This window comes from Streptomyces tendae, assembly GCF_008632955.1.
Classification (GTDB): domain Bacteria; phylum Actinomycetota; class Actinomycetes; order Streptomycetales; family Streptomycetaceae; genus Streptomyces.
In genome coordinates this window covers 5,849,399-5,867,878 of record NZ_CP043959.1, presented here as the reverse complement: position 1 = coordinate 5,867,878, position 18,480 = coordinate 5,849,399, and the positions used below count along the sequence as shown (strand labels likewise).

Here is an 18,480-nt window from a genome sequence, read left to right as displayed (position 1 = left end):
CTCACACGCCCTCCACCGGACGCCTGCGCCACCGGTGCAGCCGCAGCTTCAGATGCAGCCGCCACGCCGTGTCGCTCTGCCCGACGTGCGCGCGCGGCAGGGCGTGCGGCCCGGTCAGCGGACCGGGGTCGATGGCGCAGGCGTACCGGTAGCCGGCCCTGCGCACGGCCTCGACGGCACGCGCGTCGACCGTGCCGTACGGGTAGCAGAAGCCGTCCACCGGGGCGCCGGTCAGCTCCGCGAGCCGGGCGCGGCTCTCCGTCACCTCGGTGGTGAGCAGGGCGTCGTCGGCGCGGGTGAGGTCGACGTGGGTCAGCCCGTGCGAGCCGATCTCCACGCCCTCCCCGGCGGCGCGCCGGATGCCGTCCGCGGTGAGCAGCGGCTTGCGCGGACCGAGCGGGTCCCAGGCGTTGTCGCCGCCGAGCCGGCCCGGCAGCACGAAGAGGGTGGCGCCGAACCGGAAGCGGCGCAGCAGCGGCAGCGCGCCGGTGAGGAAGTCGGTGTAACCGTCGTCGAAGGTCAGACCGACCAGGTCCCGCCCCTCGCCCCGGGCGCGCGCGTCGAGCAGCTCCGCCACGGACACGCCCCGCAGCCCGCGCCGCCGCAGCCAGGTGAGCTGGTGCTCCAGCCGCTGCGGCGTGACGGTGACACGGTACGGGTCGTCCGAGCAGTCGCCCACCGAGTGGTACATCGCCACCCAGGGGACGGGCGCCGGGCGGGAGGCCGCCGGGGGCCGGTCGGCGAGCGGGGAATCAACGGGTGCGGCCATGTGTGAGCCTTCGTGTGACGGAGCGGACGGAGCGCCGGGCGGACGCGGCGCCCACGCCCAGGGCGGACAGGACGATCGGGACGAAGACGGCGGTGACGGTGAGACAGCCGGCCGCGAGCGCCGCCACGGGCGAGGTGAAGCGGCTCGCCGCGAACACCCCGGCCGCGACGGCCAGGACGGACGCGAGGACCGGCCGGGCGAGGTCGGCGAGGACCCGGCGCACGCCCACCGAGACGCCCGGGACGTCCCCGGCACGGTCGGTGCGCAGGCCCGCCAGCAGCAGGGCGGCCGTGACGGTGATGCCGGCCGCGTTCGCGGCGGCGATCCCGGCGACCCCCCAGCGGCCCACCGTCACCGCGCCGATCAGGGACGTGGCGACGATGCCGACGGCCATCACGCCGAGCGGGTACCAGCGGGCGCGGCCCGCCGAGAAGTAACAGCGGACCAGGGAGCCCACCAGCGTCTGTCCGAGCAGACCGAGCGCGTACACGCGCATCACGTCCGCCGTCGCGGCGGTGTCGGACGCGGTGAACGCACCACGCTGGAAGAGCAGCCCGATCATCTGCGGGGCGCAGGAGACCACCGCGCACATGCCCAGCAGCACCACGCAGGACGCCAGCACCAGGTCCCGCTGCACCCGGGCGCGGGCCCGCGCGGTGTCGCCGTCGGCGAGTGCCCGCGCCACCACCGGGAAGGTGACGGTGCACACCATCAGCGACAGCGTCATCGGGATCTGGGCGACCTTCTGCGCGTAGTTCAGGTGCGAGATGGCACCGGCGGGCAGCGAGGACGCCAGGAAACGCTCGACCAGGACCTGCGACTGGCGGCACAGCGCGAACAGCAGCACGGCGGCGATCAGGGCCAGCCGCACTGGCCGCTCCTCGTCCGCCGCGTCGGCCACCGCGGCGGCGGGCGCGGGGGTGCGGGAGGCGAGCTGCCGCCACAGCGACGGCAGTTGCACCGCCACCATCAGGCAGCCGCCCACCGCGACCCCGGCCGCGGCGGCGCGCACCCCCCACCCGTCGCCGAAGGCGAACATCGAGGCGATGATCCCGGTGTTGTACGCCACGTAGATCGCCGCCGGGGCGAGGAAGCGGCGGTGTGCCCGCAGCGCGGCGCTGCAGTACCCGGCGAGGCCGAAGGCCAGCAGGCTGAGCGCGGTGAGCCGGGTGCAGTCGACGGCGAGCCCCGGGTCGGGCAGCCCGGGCGCGAGCACCCGCACCAGGTACGGCGCCCCGGCGGCGACCAGCGCGGCCACCGCGGTGAACGCCAGGCACAGCCGCGGCAGGGTGGCCCGCACCAGCTCGCGCACCGGGTCGCCGGGGACGCCCCGGGCGCGCCGGGCCAGCGCCATGCTGAACGCCGGGATCAGCGCGATCGCCAGACCGTCCTCGATCAGCAGCGTGGCCGCGATCTCCGGCACGGTCCACGCGACGAGGAACGCGTCCGTGTCGCTTCCCGCGCCGAACAGCCGGGCCAGCGACTGGTCGCGCACCAGTCCGAGCAGCGACCCCGCGATGGACAGCACCGCGGTGACCAGTGCGGCCCGGGCGAGGAACCGGCGCGAGGTTCCGGATTCACCGGCGTCCTTCGCACCGTCACCGGTGCGGTCGCCAGGGGTGCGGCCGGAGTCGTCGGCGGCGGTGCGCGCCGGCATCTCGGCGGTGCGGGCCTTCGCGCGGGCGGGGCCGGACCCGTCGCCCGCGTCCGTGCGGGCCAGGGCGCCCGCGGCCACGCGGACCCCGCCGCCGGGAGCATCGGTCGTCAGGGGTGTCTCGGTCATGGCGGAGCCGGGGAGCGCGACGGACGGCGGGGCGCCGGCGCGGGGCGTACCGGTCGGCTGGGCGGGGAGGGACGTCATCGGGTCACGGCCTCCTCCACCCGGCCCGGCACGGCGTGCGGGCGGACCGCGTCCGCCCGGTCGTCCGGGGCGAGCCCCCACCACGCCGTCAGGCCGAGGGCGACCCCGGTCAGCACGGTCGAGGGGCCGCCGATGTCGCCGTACACGAAGTCGGTGAGCTGCCACAGCAGCAGGCCGCAGGCGATCAGCGCGCAGTCGAGGCCGCGCCCGTCGCGGCGCACCCGCAGCAGGCCGCGCCCCGCGCACACCAGCAGCGCCAGCCAGCTCCCGACCAGCGCGCAGAAGCCGATCAGGCCCTGCTCGCTGAGCACCAGCAGGTACATGCTGTGCGGGGAGAGCAACGCCTGCTTGTGGAAGGTCTCGCCGGCCCCCTCGATGTCGCTGCCCGACGACAGCGCCAGCGTGGCGTGCCCGTCGCGGTACTCGGGGAAGTTCTTCAGGCCCACGCCGGTCAGCGGGTGGTCGCGCCACATGCCGGTGGCCGACGCCCACAGCGTGTACCGGTCCACGACGGACTGGTCCGGGGCGTCGGCCACCTGCGTGATGCTGTCGATCCGCTCCTGCAGCATCGCCGTACCGACCCCGAAGCCACCCACGAGGATCACCCCCGCGGCGACCACGGCCGCCCCCACCTTCAGCGCCCGCCGCATCCCAGCGAGCGCCAGCTGCACCGTGCAGGTCAGCGCCGTCGCGATCCAGGCGCCCCGGCTGAAGGACACCGCCAGCGGCAGCAGCAGCACGACCGCGCACCCGGCGGCCAGGGCCCGCTGCCACCGCGGCGTCCGGCCCAGCGCCAGCCCGGCCGCGCAGACCACGCCGAGCGCCACCGCCGTGGCCATGCCCATCACGTCCTGCGCCCCGAAGGTGCCGACCGCGCGCACGGTCTCGCCCTGGTAGGAGGCGCCGGTCCCGGTGACGTACTGGTGCACGCCCACCGTCCCCTGCCACAGCGCGAGTCCCACGAACGACCAGGCCAGCACCCGGAAGTCGGCCCGGCCGCGCAGCAGCACCAGCACGGCCGCCGGGACCAGCACGAAGACCTGCAGGTAGCGGGCCATGCCGCCGAGCCCCGCCGCGGGCGAGGCCGCCCCCATGGCGGCGACCGCGAGCCCCACCACCGGCAGTCCCAGCACCACGGCCGCGCGCGGCGACAGCGGGCGGCGCCGCTCCCGCAGCAGACGGATCACGCAACTGCCGACGACCAGCGCGGACACCACGTCGGCGGGCCCAGCGCCGTCCCCCGTGGGCGGCAGGGCCAGCAGCGCGACCACCGCCACCAGCGGCAGCACCGGCACCAGGCCGGCCGCCCGGCGCGGCAGGGGGACGGGGACGTGGCTCACCTGGCGTCAGCTCCCCGTCGGACGGACCAGCGTGGCCGCCGTGCGCAGCAGGATGCAGACGTCCTGCCACAGCGACCAGTCGTCGATGTAGGCGTTGTCGAAGCGGGCGCGGTCCTCGATCGAGGTGTCGCCGCGCAGCCCGTGCACCTGCGCGAGCCCGGTGATCCCGGCGCGCATCCGGTGGCGGGTCGCGTAACCCGGGTACGTCTCGCTGAACTGGGCCACGAAGTAGGGGCGTTCGGGCCGCGGGCCGACCAGGCTCATGTCGCCGCGCAGCACGTTCCACAGCTGGAGCAGCTCGTCCAGCGAGGTGCGGCGCAGCATCCGGCAGAACCGGCGCATCTCGTGCTCGTTGGCCACGCTCCACCGGGTCGCCGACTCGTGCTCGTCGACCGGGCGGTGGGTGCGGAACTTCAGCAGCGTGAACGGCTTCCCGTCCCGGCCGATGCGCTCCTGACGGAACACCACCCCGGGTCCGTCGGTGAGCCGCAGCGTCACCGCGCACACCAGCAGCAGCGGACTGACCAGCGTCAGCAGCGTCCCCGACACCAGGATGTCGAGCACCCGCTTGCCGGCGCCGCCGCCGCGGACCGGCGCGAGGTCGAGACGCCGGCAGGAGAACCCGGCCAGCCGCTCCCCCGCCGGGTACGGCGCGGGCTCCGCGTCCACCTCCCACACCGTGCATCCGGACGCGGCCAACGACCGCAGCAGCGCGCCCTGTTCGGAGCGCACCGACGGATGGACGGCGACGACCGCGCGTACCCCGTTCTGGATGACCGCCCGTTCGACCTCCTCGTCCGTGCGCAGTACCGGGACGCCTCCGTCACCGCCGTCCCCCTGCGCGGCGACGACGCCCACCGGCCGCACCCCGCACCGGGGGTGGCGCAGCACGGCGGCGGCCACGCGCTGCGCGGTCGCCGCCGGACCGATCACGAGTGCCGCCCGCGGGTGCCGCAGCAGCGCCGCGCGCCGCCTCCGGTGCACCAGCGCGCGCAGCCCGCCGCCCGCCGCCGCCTGCACGGCCAGCCCCGCGAGCACGGTGCCGGCGGACAGCGCCTCCTCGGGCCGGAGCGCCGCCCACAGGGCGGCCGTCGCCAGCCAGGCCACCGCCACGCGCCCGCACACCGCGGGCAGTTCGTCGAGCAGCGCCGGGAGCGCGGGCCGCTCACCGCGCTGACGCAGCAGCAGGAGCGAGGACCCGGCCAGCAGAGCGAGGAGCAACGGCGAGAACCCGGCGGCCGCCCATCCGGCGAGCAGGGCCGCCGCGCCGTCCGCGAACAGCAGGGGGACCGGGGAGTCGGGGCGGTCCGGGGGCCGCGTGGCGGGCAGCCGGGGACCGGTGTCGCCGGCGCGCGGCGGCATGACGGACACGGGCGAGGATCCGTGCTCCCGCGGCGGGACACCGGGGGAGGGCACGGTACGTTCGGCGGTCACGAGTGGATGGACTCCCTGTGCTCTGAGTGCTCGACGCGCTGTGTCGTCCGGTCGGCCCCGGCGTCCCCGGCCGTCAGGAGCGGGCGCGCCTGGGTCACGGCCGGCCGGGTGCCGAGCAGATCGCGGTAGACGTCGGCGACCGCCCTCGCGGTCTGCCGCACGTCGTGGAGGGACAGCACATGGCGGCGGGCCCGGTCGCCGAGGGAGGCGCGCAGCGGCGGATCGAGCAGCAGCGCGCCGACGGTCCGGGCGAGTGCCCCGGGGTCCTCCGGCGGCACCAGGCACCGGGCCGCGAGGGACGGCGGCAGGCTCTCGCGGGCCCCGTCGACGTCCGTGACCACCACGGGCCGGCCGCAGGCCATCGCCTCCAGCGGGGCCAGCGCCATGCCCTCCCAGCGGGACGGCAGGACGACGAGGTCGGCGGCCTGGTACCAGGGCGACGCGTCCGCGACGGCTCCGGTGAACAGCACCGAGTCCGGGGCGTCGGCGCGCAGCCGGTCGTGGTCCGGCCCGTCGCCGACCAGCACCAGCCGAGCCCCGGGCACCTGCCGCCGTACGGCCTCCCAGGCCCGCAGCAGGACGTCCTGTCCCTTCTGCCGGCACAGCCGCCCGACGCACACGGCGAGCGGGGCGTCCGCGTCCAGACCGGCCAGCGGGGCGAGCCCGGCGCGCACCGGGGCGGCGGCGGCCGGGCGGAAACGCTCGGGGTCGATTCCGTTGGGCACCACGGCCCACCGGCCGGTGATCCCGGCCCGCAGCCCCGTGGCCCGCTCCGCCTCGCTGACGCAGATCACCCGGGAGGCCCAGCGCGCCGCCCACCGCTCCCAGCGCAGGGCGAGCGCGGCCGTGCTCCCGCCCACCGCCTCGAACGACCAGGCGTGCGGCTGGAACACCGTGGGGATGCGCCCGCGCACGGCGAGACGCCCGGCGAGCCCGGCCTTCGCGCTGTGCGCGTGCACCAGGTCGGGGCGCATCTCGTCGATCAGCCGAGCCAGTTGCCGTACCTCGCCGGCCAGCGAGGGGCCCGGCGACCGGGTCGCGCGCCAGTGCCGTACGTGCGCGCCGAGCGAGTGGAGGTGGGTGGTGAGCGGGCTGTCGGGGCAGACGGCGGCGACGTCCATGCCGTCGGCCAGCTGCGCCCGCACCAGGTCGGTCACCACCCGTGCGACGCCTCCGTCCACGGGCTGGGTGAGGTGCAGGACCCGGGGCCGTCGGCCGGGGGGTGTCAGGTCCGTGGGCACGGCTTCCTCACTCACACTGGTGTCGGGGACGCAGGACGGCGCGTTCACGGACGGGCGTCGACGGCGGCGAAGAGGACGCCCGCCCACGCGGCGTCCCGCTGCGAGGTGAGGCGGAAGGCCGCCTGGTCACCGGCGGGCGTCAGTCGCCCGCCGAGGTCGAACACGTCGGAGTCGTAGCCGAGCGTGTTGGCGTACGCGGGTACCCGCGCGGAAGGCGCGTTCGCGGGGCTGGAGATGGTGGAGTTCAGCACGTCGTCGGCCGGGTTGGCGCCGTCGCCGAGCGAGGTGACCGTGTCGCCCGCGGTCAGGACCAGGGAGTCGCCGGCGGTGCCGCGGTCGCCGTTGTAGGCCACCATGCCCACCCGGCCGCCGGCGCCGGCCGCGAACGGCAGCCCGCGCAGCGGGAAGTGGGCGCCGGAGTCGCCGCCCAGCGGGGCGAAGCCGTCCCAGACGGACAGGTGCCGCAGTGGCTCCGCCGGGTTCTCGTACGCCACCACCAGCGTCCAGCCGCCCCAGGCGCCGGCCGCCGACCGGCCGCCCGCCACGTTGATCTGCGCGACCGTGTAGAGGCCGGACCCGCTGTCCCGCACCAGTCGCGTCACGTCCGCGGAGGCCTGGAAGGCGTCGGCGCCGGACGCCACGCGGTGGCCGACCGTCGTGTCCGCGAGCAGTTCCTTGTAGCTGCCGCCGGGTTCGGCGACCAGCACCCGCTCGTTGTCCTCGGCGGGCTTCTGCTCACCGACGAGCAGGTTGCCGCCCCAGTACAGCCGCGCGTACGTCACCCGGGAGCCGGCCGGCAGCCGGACCTCCCCACGGGAGGAGTTGTACGTGTGGGGGTCGTCGTCGACGTCGATGTAGTGCATGTCGAAGTCGCCGTTCACCCCCTGTCCGCCGCCCTGCACCGTGCGGCACGAGGACGCCGAGGAGCGGCAGGTGTGGGAGGAGTTGGCCGCGCGCACGATGTTTCCGTGCTGGAGCGCCCGGTACCGCTCGCCGAAGGGGAGCCCCTCCGCCTCCGGAGCCGGCGCGGCGGGCGCGGCGGCGGTGGAGCCGCAGGGCACCCACAGCGCGGCGAGGGCGAGGGCGCCCACCGTCGCATGGCGAAGCAGCTGACCCAGGGTTTGGCGCATGACCGTTCGGAGCCTTTCGGAAAAGGGTGGCGGCGGCAGGCAGCGGGGACGAGTGCGATGCGTCCGCCCATGAAGGTGCGTCGGAGCACCGCAACTCTAGTCATCAAACGGACAAACACGGTGAAATTCGTCAAAGGGTGGCAAGTGTGTTGGAATCGTGAAACCTGGCTTGCCTGACCTGCGGCTTCGCACACCGGCTCAGCTGCCGGAACGCGCAGGAGGGTGACGGCGGCCCGAACCGAAAGGCGTACGCCCGGTTGCGGGGCGTCGCGGGCGCTTCGACGGTGGGTCCAAGATCCGAAGCCCCGCGAAAGGAATCTTCATGCGCGCTCTGCCGGCCCGGCGCATCGCACTCGGCGCCCTGTGCGCCGCCCTCCTGGCCACCACCACCGGCCCGGCCGCCTTCGCGGCCGACTCGCACCCCGGACAGGACCCGGCGGTGTCGTCCGCCGTGCTCCTCGCGCGGGTCTCGCACCCCGAGGCGGCCCCGGGCGACCTCGCCCCGGTCGCCGATCTGATCAAGGCGGTCCTCGCGTCCCCCGACGGTCAGCTCCCCCCGTCCCGGGCCCGCGAACTGGCCGACGCGGCGCGCACAGCGGTGACCCGCGCGGCGGCCGACGACCCGGTGACCGTCACCACGACCGGGACCACCAACTCCTCCACGCCCGCCGCCGCCCCCACCACGCCGCTGCTGCCGGGCCTGGTGGCACCGGTCACGGGCGTGCTGCTGCCCACGGCCGAGGAGGACGACGGCACCGCGAGCAGCGGACTGGGCGCCGTACGGGAGGCCCTCGACAGCCTCCTGGACCTGCTGCTCCCCAAGTCCGAGCAGACCGCGCCCAGCACGACGACCACGACGACCGAGAACACGTCGACCGGCACGACGGAGATCACGGTCGGCACGGACGGTACGGACAGCACGGAGTCCACGAGCACGACGGAGACGGCGGAGGCGGCCTCCGCGGCCGAGACGGCGGCGGACGCGGCGGCCGACACCGCCCTGGCGTCCACCGACGAGCTCCTCGCCCGGGTCGACGAACTCCTCGACGCGCTCACGGGGACCGACCCGCAGACGGTCACGACGCTGCCCGCCCCGGCCGACCCCGCGGACCCGGCGGACCCGGCCGATCCCGCCGAGCCGGCCGACCCCGCGCAGTCCGCCGCGGCGCCCGGGGTGCTGCCCGCGCTCACGTCGCTCCTGATGCCGAATTCCTGAGAACGCGACGCGGCGTCAGTCTCGCCGTCAGTTCATAGAATTCGTATTTCGTATGAGGACTCGGCAATCTTCGATTTCCTGGTTTCCGCTCCGGCCGGGGATCGTTGAGCACGGCGACAGAACCACTCCGGCGACTTGCGTCGCCGAAGAAAGGAACACGATGAAGTCCCTGAAGGCTGCCGCCGTCCTTGCCGGGTCCCTGATCGCCGCCGGGGTCGCAGCGCCCGCGTACGCGGACTCCACCGACCTGGCGTCCACCGGCCTCGACACGGGCCTGCGCACCGCGGTTCCCTTCGAGCTGATGCCGCTGCACGAGTCGGACTCGCTCGTCGACACCGACCAGAGCTCGCTGCTCGGCACCACGAAGGAGGCGGCGGCCGTGGTCAACGAGGCCAAGCCGGTGCGCGGCGACGTGGGACTGCACGCCTGACCTCTGCGCCCAGCGACATCAGGCCCCCGGTGAACACCGGGGGCCTGATGCTGTTCACGTCCCGTACGCCGGCGTCGGCGAGCGCGCGCGAAGGAGCCCCGGGGCAAGAGGCCTCCGGGGCTCCTGGGGTGCTACGAAGGACGTCCGTAGACCGCTGTGCCGCTACTGCTACTTGTTCACGCAGTAGTTGCCGAAAGCGGGGTTCAGGGCACCGACGATGTTCACGGTGTTCCCGCACACGTTGACGGGAATGTGGATCGGAGCCTGAATGACATTGCCCGAAACGACGCCGGGCGAGTGGACGGCCGCACCCTCGGCGCCGGAGTGAGCCGAGGCCATTCCGGCGCCGCTGAACACAACGGCGCCCGTGCCGAGAGCCAGGGTGGCCGCCTTCGCGATGCGAGACATCACGTTCTCCTTACTGGTCTGGTAACGCGGCACATGAAGAACGGCCGCACTCCCCGCTCAACGCGACGACACCGGTCCGGGTAACGGTTGATTGTCCGGGATCACTCTTTGGTCCGTGTTGCGAGGGGAAGGGCGATCCGCTCCGCTCCGGTGTCACCCCTGTACCGCCGTCTGATGCATCGACGACACGGCTCTGACCTGCATCTTCACAATAAATGTACGCATTCGGGCGTTTCGGCTGTCAAAAGGCGCGGAGGTCGCTTACGTTAGCGACTGTCAGTGACCGGTCCGTCGCGGACTGTGTCCATGTGAGAAACGGAGAAGTAATGCGCAAGTACCAGAAGGCCGCCGTCGTGATGGCCATGCTCGGCAGCGTCAGCTTCCTTGGCGCCGGCGCCAGCTTCGCGGGCGAGGGCCCGGAGTTCGAGCTGAACAACAAGCAGGGCAACGCCTGCACGCAGTCGAACACGGTCCAGGGGCTGATCAACGTCGCTGACGTCAACGTGCCGATCGCCGCCCTCCTGGCCGGCAACGCCATCGACGACGAGACCAACGTCGGCGTCAGCTGCGCCAACGGCCTCGCGCTGGGTGGCAAGTGATCATCTCTCGATGATCGAGCAGGTCCCGAGGCCCGGACGTACGCGTCCGGGCCTCGGGCCTGTCCCGCTTCACGACCGTTTTCACTTCTCGGCACACCGGGCGTCGGTCCGGGGCCGGGCGACTGTGGGGAGAAGGAACATGAGCAAGTCGAGGAATGCCGCGTCCGTGCTCGCGGGTGTGCTCGGAGGCCTGGCGCTGCTCGGCGCCGTCGCCGGTCCGGCCTCGGGTGCCGAGGACCCGAACGGCTGCGTGTCCGACGGGCGGGGCGGAGTCAGCTGCGTGCAGATGAGCGAGGAGCGGCTGACCATCGACCGCGACGGCACGGTCCATCACACCGTCAAGGGATCGAAGCCCGCCTGTTCCGCGGGGGCCGGCGAGATTTCTTGCGAGACGTCGGCCGTTACTAAGCCGATCCGATAAATATGTCATTGCGCCGCACGTGCCCTTTCTCAGGGAATTGCGAGAAACGGCGTTTCTCTCGCTGATTGGCACAAAAAGTTGCCTAATGTTGGCGACTGTAAGCGACCGGTTCATTCGTGAACCGAGTCAGCACGAGAAATGGAGAGGTAATGCGCAAGTACCAGAAGGCCGCCGTCGTGATGGCCATGCTCGGCAGCGTCAGCTTCCTTGGCGCGGGCGTCAGCCACGCCGGCGACGAGCCGAGCGCTGAACTCAACAACAAGCAGACCAACGCCTGCTCGCAGTCGAACACCACCCAGGGTCTCATCAACATCTCCGACGTGAACCTGGCGCTGTCGATCCTCGGCTTCAACAGCGTCGAGGACAAGCAGACCGAGTCGGTGTCCTGCACCAACGGGCTCGCGCTGGGCGCCGAGGACTGAGTACCACCTGGTGACCGGGCAGGTCTGGGTGCCGGACCCACGCGTCCGCCCCAGACCTGTCCTGTTCGGAGGCGGTGAACGTCTCCGACGTGATGAAGGGCCCCGCTTTCCGCGGGGCCGACCATGAGGACTAAGGGTAAATGATCACCGTGAAGAAGATTGTGGCCGTGGCCGCCGGAATTCTCGGAAGCTTCGCCCTGATCGGCGCCGGCGCCGTGCAGGCCGTGAGCGTCGAGAACACCGCCATGTGCGCCGACGACGGCAAGGGCAACGTGCGCTGCACGCAGGAGGAGTACCGGGTCACCAACGACCAGTACGGCAACCTCCGCATCGTCAACAGGACGACGCAGAACTGCACCGGGGCGAACGGCTCGATGTCCTGTGTCTCCAGCCTGACCGTTCCCGGCGAGAAGTCCTGAAGCCTTTACACGGCCACGAGGAAGGGCCGGGATCCGAACTTCGGATCCCGGCCCTTCCTCGTGGTGTCGTCAGGTCAGCGCGGCGGCGGAAGCGGCGGACGGCGACTCCAGCGGGCCGCAGTACGGCAGGTCGTCGATCGGGCGGTCGGTGCAGAAGCGGGCGATCAGGTCCGCGGACTCCTCCCGGCGCTCCACCGTGACGAGGTGGTCCGCCTCCTTGACGGTGGTGAACAGCGCCCCCGGCATCGTCGCGGCGAGTTCCCGCCCCATCTCCGGGGTGCACAGGGTGTCGAACTCCCCGGTGAACACCAGCGTCGGCACACGCGGCACCGGAAGCGGCTCGTAGCACCCGTGTGTCACCAGGCGGGTGTTGTGCTCGACGGCCTTCCTGATGTCGTCCGGCGTCTGGTTCACGAACTGCTGCTGGAGCAGCCGCGCCACGGCCGCGTGCCGGCGGACCTTCCCCGCCTCCGGGTTCGACATGAACAGCCGCACCAGCCCGTCGGCGGCCTCCTCGATCGCCCCCCGCTCCAGCGTCCGCCGCAGCCGCGGCACGGCCTCCTCGTACAGCTCGGGAAGGCGGTTCGCCGCGCCTCCGAAGAGGATGCGCCGGACCTGCCCGGGGTGGCGCTGGGCGAAGCGCAGTCCGACGACCTCGCCGAAGCAGCCGCCGAAGAGGTTCACCTGCGGCATGTCCAGCTCCACGAGCATGTGCCGGACCGCGTCGGCGAGGAAGTCGATGCCGTACCCGGCCGGCAGGAAGTCCGAGCTGCCGTAGCCGGGGAGGTCCACGGTGACGAGCGTGCACAGGGGCGCGAGCCACCTCTCGTGACCCTGCCAGGAGTACCGGTTCTGTGAGGACCCGCCCAGGAGCAGCAGCGGCGCGGTCACGGGCGCGCTCTGACGGACGATCCGGCAGGTGTACCGGAACCCGCCGAAGACGAGGTCGCGCTCCTCCGCCGGCTCTGGCGCTCGGGGGACGGGCCGGGATCCCTCCGCGCGGGGTGGGGCCTGGGCGGCGATGACGGCAGTGCGCATGAGCGACTCCGGGAAAGGCGGAACGATGGCGAACCGTTCCATCATTACCAGGAAACGCACCATTCGGACGTAATCACTCAATTATGGGCGATCCCGGAAAAACGCCCTGCTCGGTAAGGGTGCCCACGCATGCCGGTACGGCGAAATGCGCCCTGCTGGAGGAGCGCACACGCCGTTGAGCGCCCCGGCGAACGTGGTCGTCCGGAGCGCTCGCGGCTGTGGTCGCGGGGGCGTCGCCTACCGGACGGCCACGTAGTCACCGGCCGACGCCCTCGCGCCGGAGGTGGAGTTGCCGTAGTACACCCAGCGCCAGGTGCCGGAACGGGTGGCCTTCAAGGTGGTCCGCAGCGTTCCGGTCCTGCTCGACATCACCTTCCGCACCGTGGTGAACGCCTTGGCGCCCGCCGCCTTGAACTGCAGGCTCACGGTGCGGCCCGCGTACCCCTGGTACGTGTGCGTGTCCCAGTTCGCCCGCGTGACCTTGCCGGTCACGGTGAGGGTCCTGCCCTTCCCGACCGGTTCGGGGGAGGCGTTGACGGTGACGAGTGTGGCCCGCTTGACCTGCACCGGGACCTTCACGTCATCGATGTCGTACGCGTCACCGGCGAGCCAGACCCGGCCGGCGGTCTTCCACATGCCCGCGTCCTCGTTGCCGAAGTCGAGGTGGCGCGGGTCGATGTACAGCCACTCCTCGAAGTCGCAGATGCCCTGCGCCCGGTTCACCACCTTGCAGTTGCTGCTGTCGATCGCGTGCCACAGGCGGTCGCCCGACTCGAGCCCGCCGCGGTAGGGGTACACGACCACTCCGGGGTCGTACCTGAGCTTGGTCGTCATCCGGTAGGTCGCGTGCACGACGACCTCCCCCTTGGTGCCGATCACGATCGGCTTCCCGCCGTTCACGGTGACCTGGCTGAAGGCGACTCCGCCCTCCGCCGCCCCGGCCGGCACCGCGGACACCGCCGTGAACGCGATCGCGGCCCCGCCGGCCACCAACGCGCTCCCTATTGTCCTTCTCATCCCCTGAAGCCCCTCCCCTTCACCCACGGTCCACGCGTCCGCTGTCTTCAGCGGCTGACTGTGGGACAGGGGAGGCGAGTTGGTGGTTGCGGGCGGGACGGCAACGATTTGATCACCGCGGTCGGCGCCGCTGCCGCGAGTGACCCCTGCGTCCCGGGGTCCGCGGGGGGTGGTTACCGTTCCCCCGCATGAAGATCGTGATCTGGTCCTTCCTCACCCTGTTCTTCGCCGTCTGCGCCGTCGGCGGCCTGCTCAGCGCCGTGCAGGGACAGGACGCCTCGACCGTCATCCGTCACCTGTTTGCCACTGCCATGTTCTCGTCGTGTGCCTGGGGCAGTTGGCAGAAGGCCTCCCGCCCCCGAAGGATTCCGGCATGGCTCGAAGAGCCGCGTCGCAGACCGTGGCGTCGACGATGACCCTGCCGCCCGACGCGCCTCAAGGCATGCCGGTCACCGGGTGACGGGGCCGTTGCCGTCGGTATCGCTGCCAGAAGCACGAAACGCCCTGGAGGGGAGATCCCCTCTCGGGCGTTCTTGCTGGTGGCGGGTGGCGCCCCCGGCAGGACTCGAACCTGCGGCCAAGCGCTTAGAAGGCGCCTGCTCTATCCACTGAGCTACGGGGGCCGGTGTGGTGGCCTGTCGTCGTGGTGCCCTGGTGGGGCCTGTCCTTGACGTTGCCGGAGACAAGGATAGGGCTCCCGCATCCTTGTCCCTGTCGCCTCGCCTCCGTGGCTCGATGTGGAGGTTCGGTGAAGCGGTCCTGATAATCGCAGGCAGGTACGAATCGTGCACTGCTTTTGGCCTCTGCGGCATCGGGTGTTGTGCACTCGTTATGCCTCGGCTGTGCCCGCGTCTCAGTCGCCCCTTCCATCCGCTTGTGTCCGGTCGGCACGCAGACATGCTCATATGCTTCAGAATTCCCCTAAAATTGGGCATTCTTCGCATGTGGTGACCTTGGACGTACGGCCTCAGCTGCTCGACGCACTCTCCGCCCTGCGCGACCGTGTCGCCGCCGCACGCTTTCCGCTGCCCCTGGCGGGGGCCGCCCGCGCGCGTGCCAACCGCGACGAACTTCTCGCCCAGCTCGACGACTACCTGGTGCCGCGGCTCAAAGACCCAGGCGCGCCCCTGCTGGCCGTCGTCGGCGGGTCCACCGGAGCCGGGAAGTCCACCCTGGTGAACTCGCTCGTGGGCCGGCGGGTCAGCGAGGCGGGCGTGCTGCGGCCGACGACACGCACGCCGGTGCTCGTCTGCCATCCGGAGGACCACCACTGGTTCAGCGGGATGAGGGTGCTGCCCGACCTCACCCGCGTATGGGTGCCCCACCACCAGGACCCGGCCGACGACCTGCTGCTGCCCGGCGAGGACCCCGCGCGCGTCCTGCGGGTCGAGGCCGCCGACACCCTGCCCCCCGGCCTCGCCCTCCTCGATGCGCCCGACATCGACTCCCTGGTCTCCGACAACCGGATCCTCGCCGCCGAACTCATCAACGCGGCCGACATCTGGATCATGGTCACCACCGCCGCCCGCTACGCCGACGCCGTCCCCTGGCACATGCTGCGCACCGCCAAGGAGTACGACGTCAGCCTGGTGACCGTGCTGGACCGGGTGCCGCACCAGGTGGTCTCCGAGGTGTCACGGCAGTACGGCGCCCTGCTCAGCAAGGCCGGGCTCGGCGACGTCCCCCGCTTCACCGTGCCCGAGCTGCCCGAGTCCGCGTTCGGCGGCGGACTGCTGCCCGCCACCGCCGTGGCCGCGCTGCGCACCTGGCTCGTCCACCAGACGCTGGACCCGGCCGCACGGCAGCACGTCATGGCCCGCACCGCCTACGGCGTCCTCAACTCACTCAACTCCCGCCTGCCCGAGCTGGCCGGTGCCGCCGCCGCCCAGTACGCGGCGGCGCTGCGGCTCACCTCCGCCGTGGAGACCGCGTACGACAGCGAGCACTCGCGGGTGCGGGGCCGGCTGCAGGCGGGGGCCGTGCTCGCCGGGGACGCGCTGAAGCGGTGGCGCGCCTTCCCCCTCGACTGCACCCCGGGCGAGCTTCTCGACACGCTCGTGGAGAGCCTCAGCGCGCTCCTGCTGTGCGCCGTCGCCGCCGCGGACGAACGCGTCGACGAGGCCTGGCGGCGCGAGCCCGCCGCCGACGCCCCCGAGCTCGCCGCCCGCGAGGGCGGGGCCCCGGAGAGCGTCGAGCACCGCATCGGCCTCGCCGTACGGCGCTGGCGGCGCGAGCTGGAGGAGTTCGCCGAGGAGGAGGTGCGCGAGCTGGAGCGCGGCACCGCGCCCGACCCCGAGACGGTCACCGCCCTCGTCGCCACCGTCCTGCTGGGCGGCCGCCGGGCCAGGACCGCCGGGGAGGGGCTCGCCGAGCGGATCGGCGCCCACGGCGCGCTGCGGCTGCGGGACCGCGGCGGCCGGCTGCTCGTCGCCCACGTCGACCGGATCATGCACGCCGAACGCGAACGCCGCCTCGCCCCGATCGACACGCTCGAGGTGCACGCGGAACCCCAGCCCGAACTCATCGCCGCGTTGTCGGTACTGCAGAAGGAGAGGTGACCGGTGACCGCCGTCACTGACCAGGACCACACCGAGCACCCCGATCGTGACACCGAGGACCGGCCCCGCGAGGACACGGCCGGCGCCTGGGACGACGGGCTGATCGCGCGCCGCGTGAACGGCGCCGCGGCGGACCCCGCGCGGGAGGAGCCGGAGGTGGTGGCCGAACCCCGCGCCTCCACGCCGCAGAAGGTGACCCCGCTGTCGTACGACCCGCGGCTGGCGTCGCGGCTGGACGCGATGCGCGAGCTGGTCGGGCTCTCCCGCACCCGGCTCGACAACCGGACCCTCGCCCAGGCCGGGCGGGTGCTCGACGAGGCCGCCGCACGGCGTCGGCTCTCCGGGCAGCACACCGTCGTCGCCATCGCGGGCGCCACCGGCAGCGGCAAGTCCCAGCTGTTCAACGCGCTCGCCGGTGTACCGATCTCCGAGACGGGCGTACGGCGGCCGACCACCGCCGCCCCCATCGCGTGCAGCTGGAGCGACGGCGCCGCGGGCCTCATCGAGCGCCTCGGCATCCCGCCCCGGCTGCGCCGCCGCCCCCTCCAGGCCACGACGGAGGCCGACGAGCGGCTGCGCGGGCTGGTCCTGGTCGACCTGCCCGACCACGACTCGGCGGCGGTGCAGCACCGCGAGCAGGTGGACCGGGTGCTGGGGCTGGTCGACGCGGTGATCTGGGTCGTCGACCCGGAGAAGTACGCCGACGCCATGCTCCACGAGCGCTACCTGCGGCCCATGGCGGCCCACGCGGAGGTCATGTTCGTCGTCCTCAACCAGGTCGACCGGCTGCCCGGCGACGCCGCCGAACAGGTCCTGGACGACCTGCGGCGGCTCCTCGACGAGGACGGCATCGTGCTCGGCGAGTACGGCGAACCCGGTACGGCCGTGCTCGCCCTGTCGGCGCTCACCGGGGACGGGGTGGGCGACCTGCGGGAATCGCTCGCCCGGTTCGTGGCCGAGCGCGGGGCGCCCGCCCGCCGGATCTCTGCGGACGTCGACATCGCCGCCGCCCGCCTGTGGCCCGCCTACGCCACCCGCCGGCGCACCGGGCTGAGCGAGGAGGCGCGGGAGGAGTTCTCGGACCGGCTCGCGGACGCCGTCGGCGCCACCGCGGCGGGCGAGGCGGCCGAACGCGCCTGGCTGCGCAACGCCAACCGGGCCTGCGGGACGCCCTGGCTGCGGCTGTGGCGCTGGTGCCAGGCGCGGCGCGAGCCGACCACCGGCAGGGTCACCCTGGGCGGGCAGCCCGACGAGGAGGTCACCGCCCGGCAGCGGGTCGAGCAGGCGGTCCGTACGGTCGCCGACCGGGCCTCGGCGGGGCTGCCGGCGCCGTGGGCGCAGGCGGTGCGGGAGGCGGCGGTGCGCGGCTCGCAGGGGCTGCCGGAGGCGCTCGACGAGCTGGCCGTACGGGCGGGACTGCCGCCGGGGCGGCCGCCGCGGCCGGGGTGGTGGCCGGTGGCCGTGCTGGGCCAGGCGGCCATGACGATCCTGCAGTTCGTGGGCGGGCTGTGGCTGGTCGGGCAGATCGTCGGGGTCATGGCGCCGAACCTGGGCGTGCCGGTGCTGCTGATGGTGATCGGCATCGTGGGCGGGCCTCTCGTCGAGTGGAGCTGCCGCATGGCCGCCCGGGGCCCGGCGCGGCGGTACGGGCTGGAGGCGGAGAGACGGTTGCGGGAGGCCGCGTCCGGGTGCGGGCGGGCCCGCGTCCTGGACCCGGTGGCGTCGGAACTGCTGCGGTACCGGGAGGTACGGGAGCAGTACGGGCGTGTGGCGGGGGTGGGGACGGGGAGCGGGGGGCGCTGAGGCGGGTGCGGGTGGTGGACCGGTCCTCTCCGTTGCGGGTATGGCGGAGGGGCCGGTCTTTTGCTTCACGGGGGCGCGGGGCGGGGGTGTCCCGGGGGCCGTGGTGGAGGGCGCGGCCGCTGTTCCGGGGCGGGGTGCTCCCGGGCCTTGAGGTGGAGGGGGGAACTCGTTCGGGTGGCGGGGTTGTCCACAGGCCGGTGGTGATCCACAGCGCTCTGCGGGCCCGGCCCGGCGGAGGCAGTCTGGCTGCGCGGTGACCGCATCGCGACCGTGATCACGACCACGATCGCAGAGGCGGTCCGCGGTCACCGCGCCAGACGGCAGCCGTACGGGAAGGGCCCGTACGCGTGTCCGCCCGGCGCCGGTGCGAGAGC

18 protein-coding genes and 1 tRNA gene are annotated in these 18,480 nt (G+C 73.3%); 9 read left to right on the top strand and 10 right to left on the bottom strand.

Annotated features, from left to right (window positions below; genetic code table 11):
* Position 1: 1 nt before the first annotated feature.
* The 6 genes from F3L20_RS26915 to F3L20_RS26890 are packed head-to-tail and all read right to left on the bottom strand — an operon-like array spanning position 2 to position 7,775.
* On the bottom strand, positions 2–769 hold the full coding sequence (locus F3L20_RS26915) for a polysaccharide deacetylase family protein (RefSeq protein WP_150156523.1): 768 nt from the start codon (positions 767–769) through the stop codon (positions 2–4).
* Entirely contained in the window at positions 753–2,630 is a 1,878-nt protein-coding gene (murJ, locus tag F3L20_RS26910; protein WP_240810767.1) for a murein biosynthesis integral membrane protein MurJ, read from the bottom strand. The genes F3L20_RS26915 and murJ overlap by 17 nt, the downstream gene beginning before the upstream one ends.
* Positions 2,627–3,970, bottom strand: coding sequence for an O-antigen ligase family protein (locus tag F3L20_RS26905; RefSeq protein ID WP_150156522.1), 1,344 nt, complete (start codon positions 3,968–3,970; stop codon positions 2,627–2,629). The genes murJ and F3L20_RS26905 overlap by 4 nt, the downstream gene beginning before the upstream one ends.
* Before the next feature lie 6 nt (positions 3,971–3,976).
* A complete protein-coding gene (locus tag F3L20_RS26900; RefSeq protein WP_150156521.1) occupies positions 3,977–5,404 on the bottom strand; it encodes an exopolysaccharide biosynthesis polyprenyl glycosylphosphotransferase in 1,428 nt (475 codons plus the stop codon).
* A complete protein-coding gene (locus F3L20_RS26895; RefSeq protein ID WP_150156520.1) occupies positions 5,401–6,645 on the bottom strand; it encodes a glycosyltransferase in 1,245 nt (414 codons plus the stop codon). The genes F3L20_RS26900 and F3L20_RS26895 overlap by 4 nt, the downstream gene beginning before the upstream one ends.
* A 44-nt stretch (positions 6,646–6,689) precedes the next feature.
* A complete protein-coding gene (locus tag F3L20_RS26890; protein ID WP_150156519.1) occupies positions 6,690–7,775 on the bottom strand; it encodes a DUF3344 domain-containing protein in 1,086 nt (361 codons plus the stop codon).
* A 322-nt stretch (positions 7,776–8,097) separates the two neighbouring features.
* Here F3L20_RS26890 and F3L20_RS26885 point away from each other — a divergent pair, with 322 nt between their 5' ends.
* Both F3L20_RS26885 and F3L20_RS26880 read left to right on the top strand, forming a co-directional pair.
* On the top strand, positions 8,098–8,991 hold the full coding sequence (locus F3L20_RS26885; protein WP_150156518.1) for a hypothetical protein: 894 nt from the start codon (positions 8,098–8,100) through the stop codon (positions 8,989–8,991).
* A gap of 160 nt (positions 8,992–9,151) precedes the next feature.
* A complete protein-coding gene (locus tag F3L20_RS26880; RefSeq protein WP_145827703.1) occupies positions 9,152–9,421 on the top strand; it encodes a hypothetical protein in 270 nt (89 codons plus the stop codon).
* Positions 9,422–9,589: 168 nt separating this feature from the next.
* Here the strand turns inward: F3L20_RS26880 and F3L20_RS26875 are convergent, their stop codons facing one another.
* Positions 9,590–9,829 (bottom strand): chaplin, encoded by a 240-nt coding sequence (locus tag F3L20_RS26875; protein ID WP_031060105.1) that lies wholly within the window; start codon positions 9,827–9,829, stop codon positions 9,590–9,592.
* Between the two features lie 326 nt (positions 9,830–10,155).
* On the opposite strand from F3L20_RS26875, the gene F3L20_RS26870 reads away from it, so the two are divergent.
* The 4 genes from F3L20_RS26870 (at position 10,156) to F3L20_RS26855 (ending at position 11,690) form a co-directional block, all read left to right on the top strand.
* Positions 10,156–10,428: a hypothetical protein gene (locus F3L20_RS26870; RefSeq protein ID WP_145827704.1), complete on the top strand. Its 273-nt coding sequence runs from the start codon at positions 10,156–10,158 to the stop codon at positions 10,426–10,428.
* Between the two features lie 139 nt (positions 10,429–10,567).
* Positions 10,568–10,849 (top strand): hypothetical protein, encoded by a 282-nt coding sequence (locus F3L20_RS26865; protein WP_150156517.1) that lies wholly within the window; start codon positions 10,568–10,570, stop codon positions 10,847–10,849.
* A gap of 149 nt (positions 10,850–10,998) precedes the next feature.
* On the top strand, positions 10,999–11,271 hold the full coding sequence (locus F3L20_RS26860) for a hypothetical protein (RefSeq protein WP_145827706.1): 273 nt from the start codon (positions 10,999–11,001) through the stop codon (positions 11,269–11,271).
* A gap of 140 nt (positions 11,272–11,411) precedes the next feature.
* Entirely contained in the window at positions 11,412–11,690 is a 279-nt protein-coding gene (locus F3L20_RS26855; RefSeq protein ID WP_150156516.1) for a hypothetical protein, read from the top strand.
* 69 nt (positions 11,691–11,759) lie between these two features.
* On the opposite strand, the gene F3L20_RS26850 is transcribed toward F3L20_RS26855, so the two are convergent.
* Positions 11,760–12,728 (bottom strand): alpha/beta fold hydrolase, encoded by a 969-nt coding sequence (locus tag F3L20_RS26850; protein WP_240810766.1) that lies wholly within the window; start codon positions 12,726–12,728, stop codon positions 11,760–11,762.
* Positions 12,729–12,965: 237 nt separating this feature from the next.
* Positions 12,966–13,745, bottom strand: coding sequence for a hypothetical protein (locus F3L20_RS26845; protein WP_150156514.1), 780 nt, complete (start codon positions 13,743–13,745; stop codon positions 12,966–12,968).
* A 188-nt stretch (positions 13,746–13,933) separates the two neighbouring features.
* Between F3L20_RS26845 and F3L20_RS26840 the strand changes: the two genes are divergently transcribed.
* Positions 13,934–14,161: a hypothetical protein gene (locus F3L20_RS26840; protein WP_150156513.1), complete on the top strand. Its 228-nt coding sequence runs from the start codon at positions 13,934–13,936 to the stop codon at positions 14,159–14,161.
* Between the two features lie 131 nt (positions 14,162–14,292).
* Here F3L20_RS26840 and F3L20_RS26835 read toward each other — a convergent pair.
* Positions 14,293–14,368 (bottom strand) — tRNA-Arg (locus tag F3L20_RS26835).
* A 321-nt stretch (positions 14,369–14,689) separates the two neighbouring features.
* Here F3L20_RS26835 and F3L20_RS26830 point away from each other — a divergent pair.
* Positions 14,690–16,303, top strand: a complete 1,614-nt coding sequence (locus tag F3L20_RS26830; RefSeq protein WP_150156512.1) for a dynamin family protein — start codon at positions 14,690–14,692, stop codon at positions 16,301–16,303.
* Between the two features lie 3 nt (positions 16,304–16,306).
* Positions 16,307–18,106, top strand: coding sequence for a YfjP family GTPase (locus F3L20_RS26825; protein ID WP_150156511.1), 1,800 nt, complete (start codon positions 16,307–16,309; stop codon positions 18,104–18,106).
* Positions 18,107–18,480 lie beyond the last annotated feature (374 nt).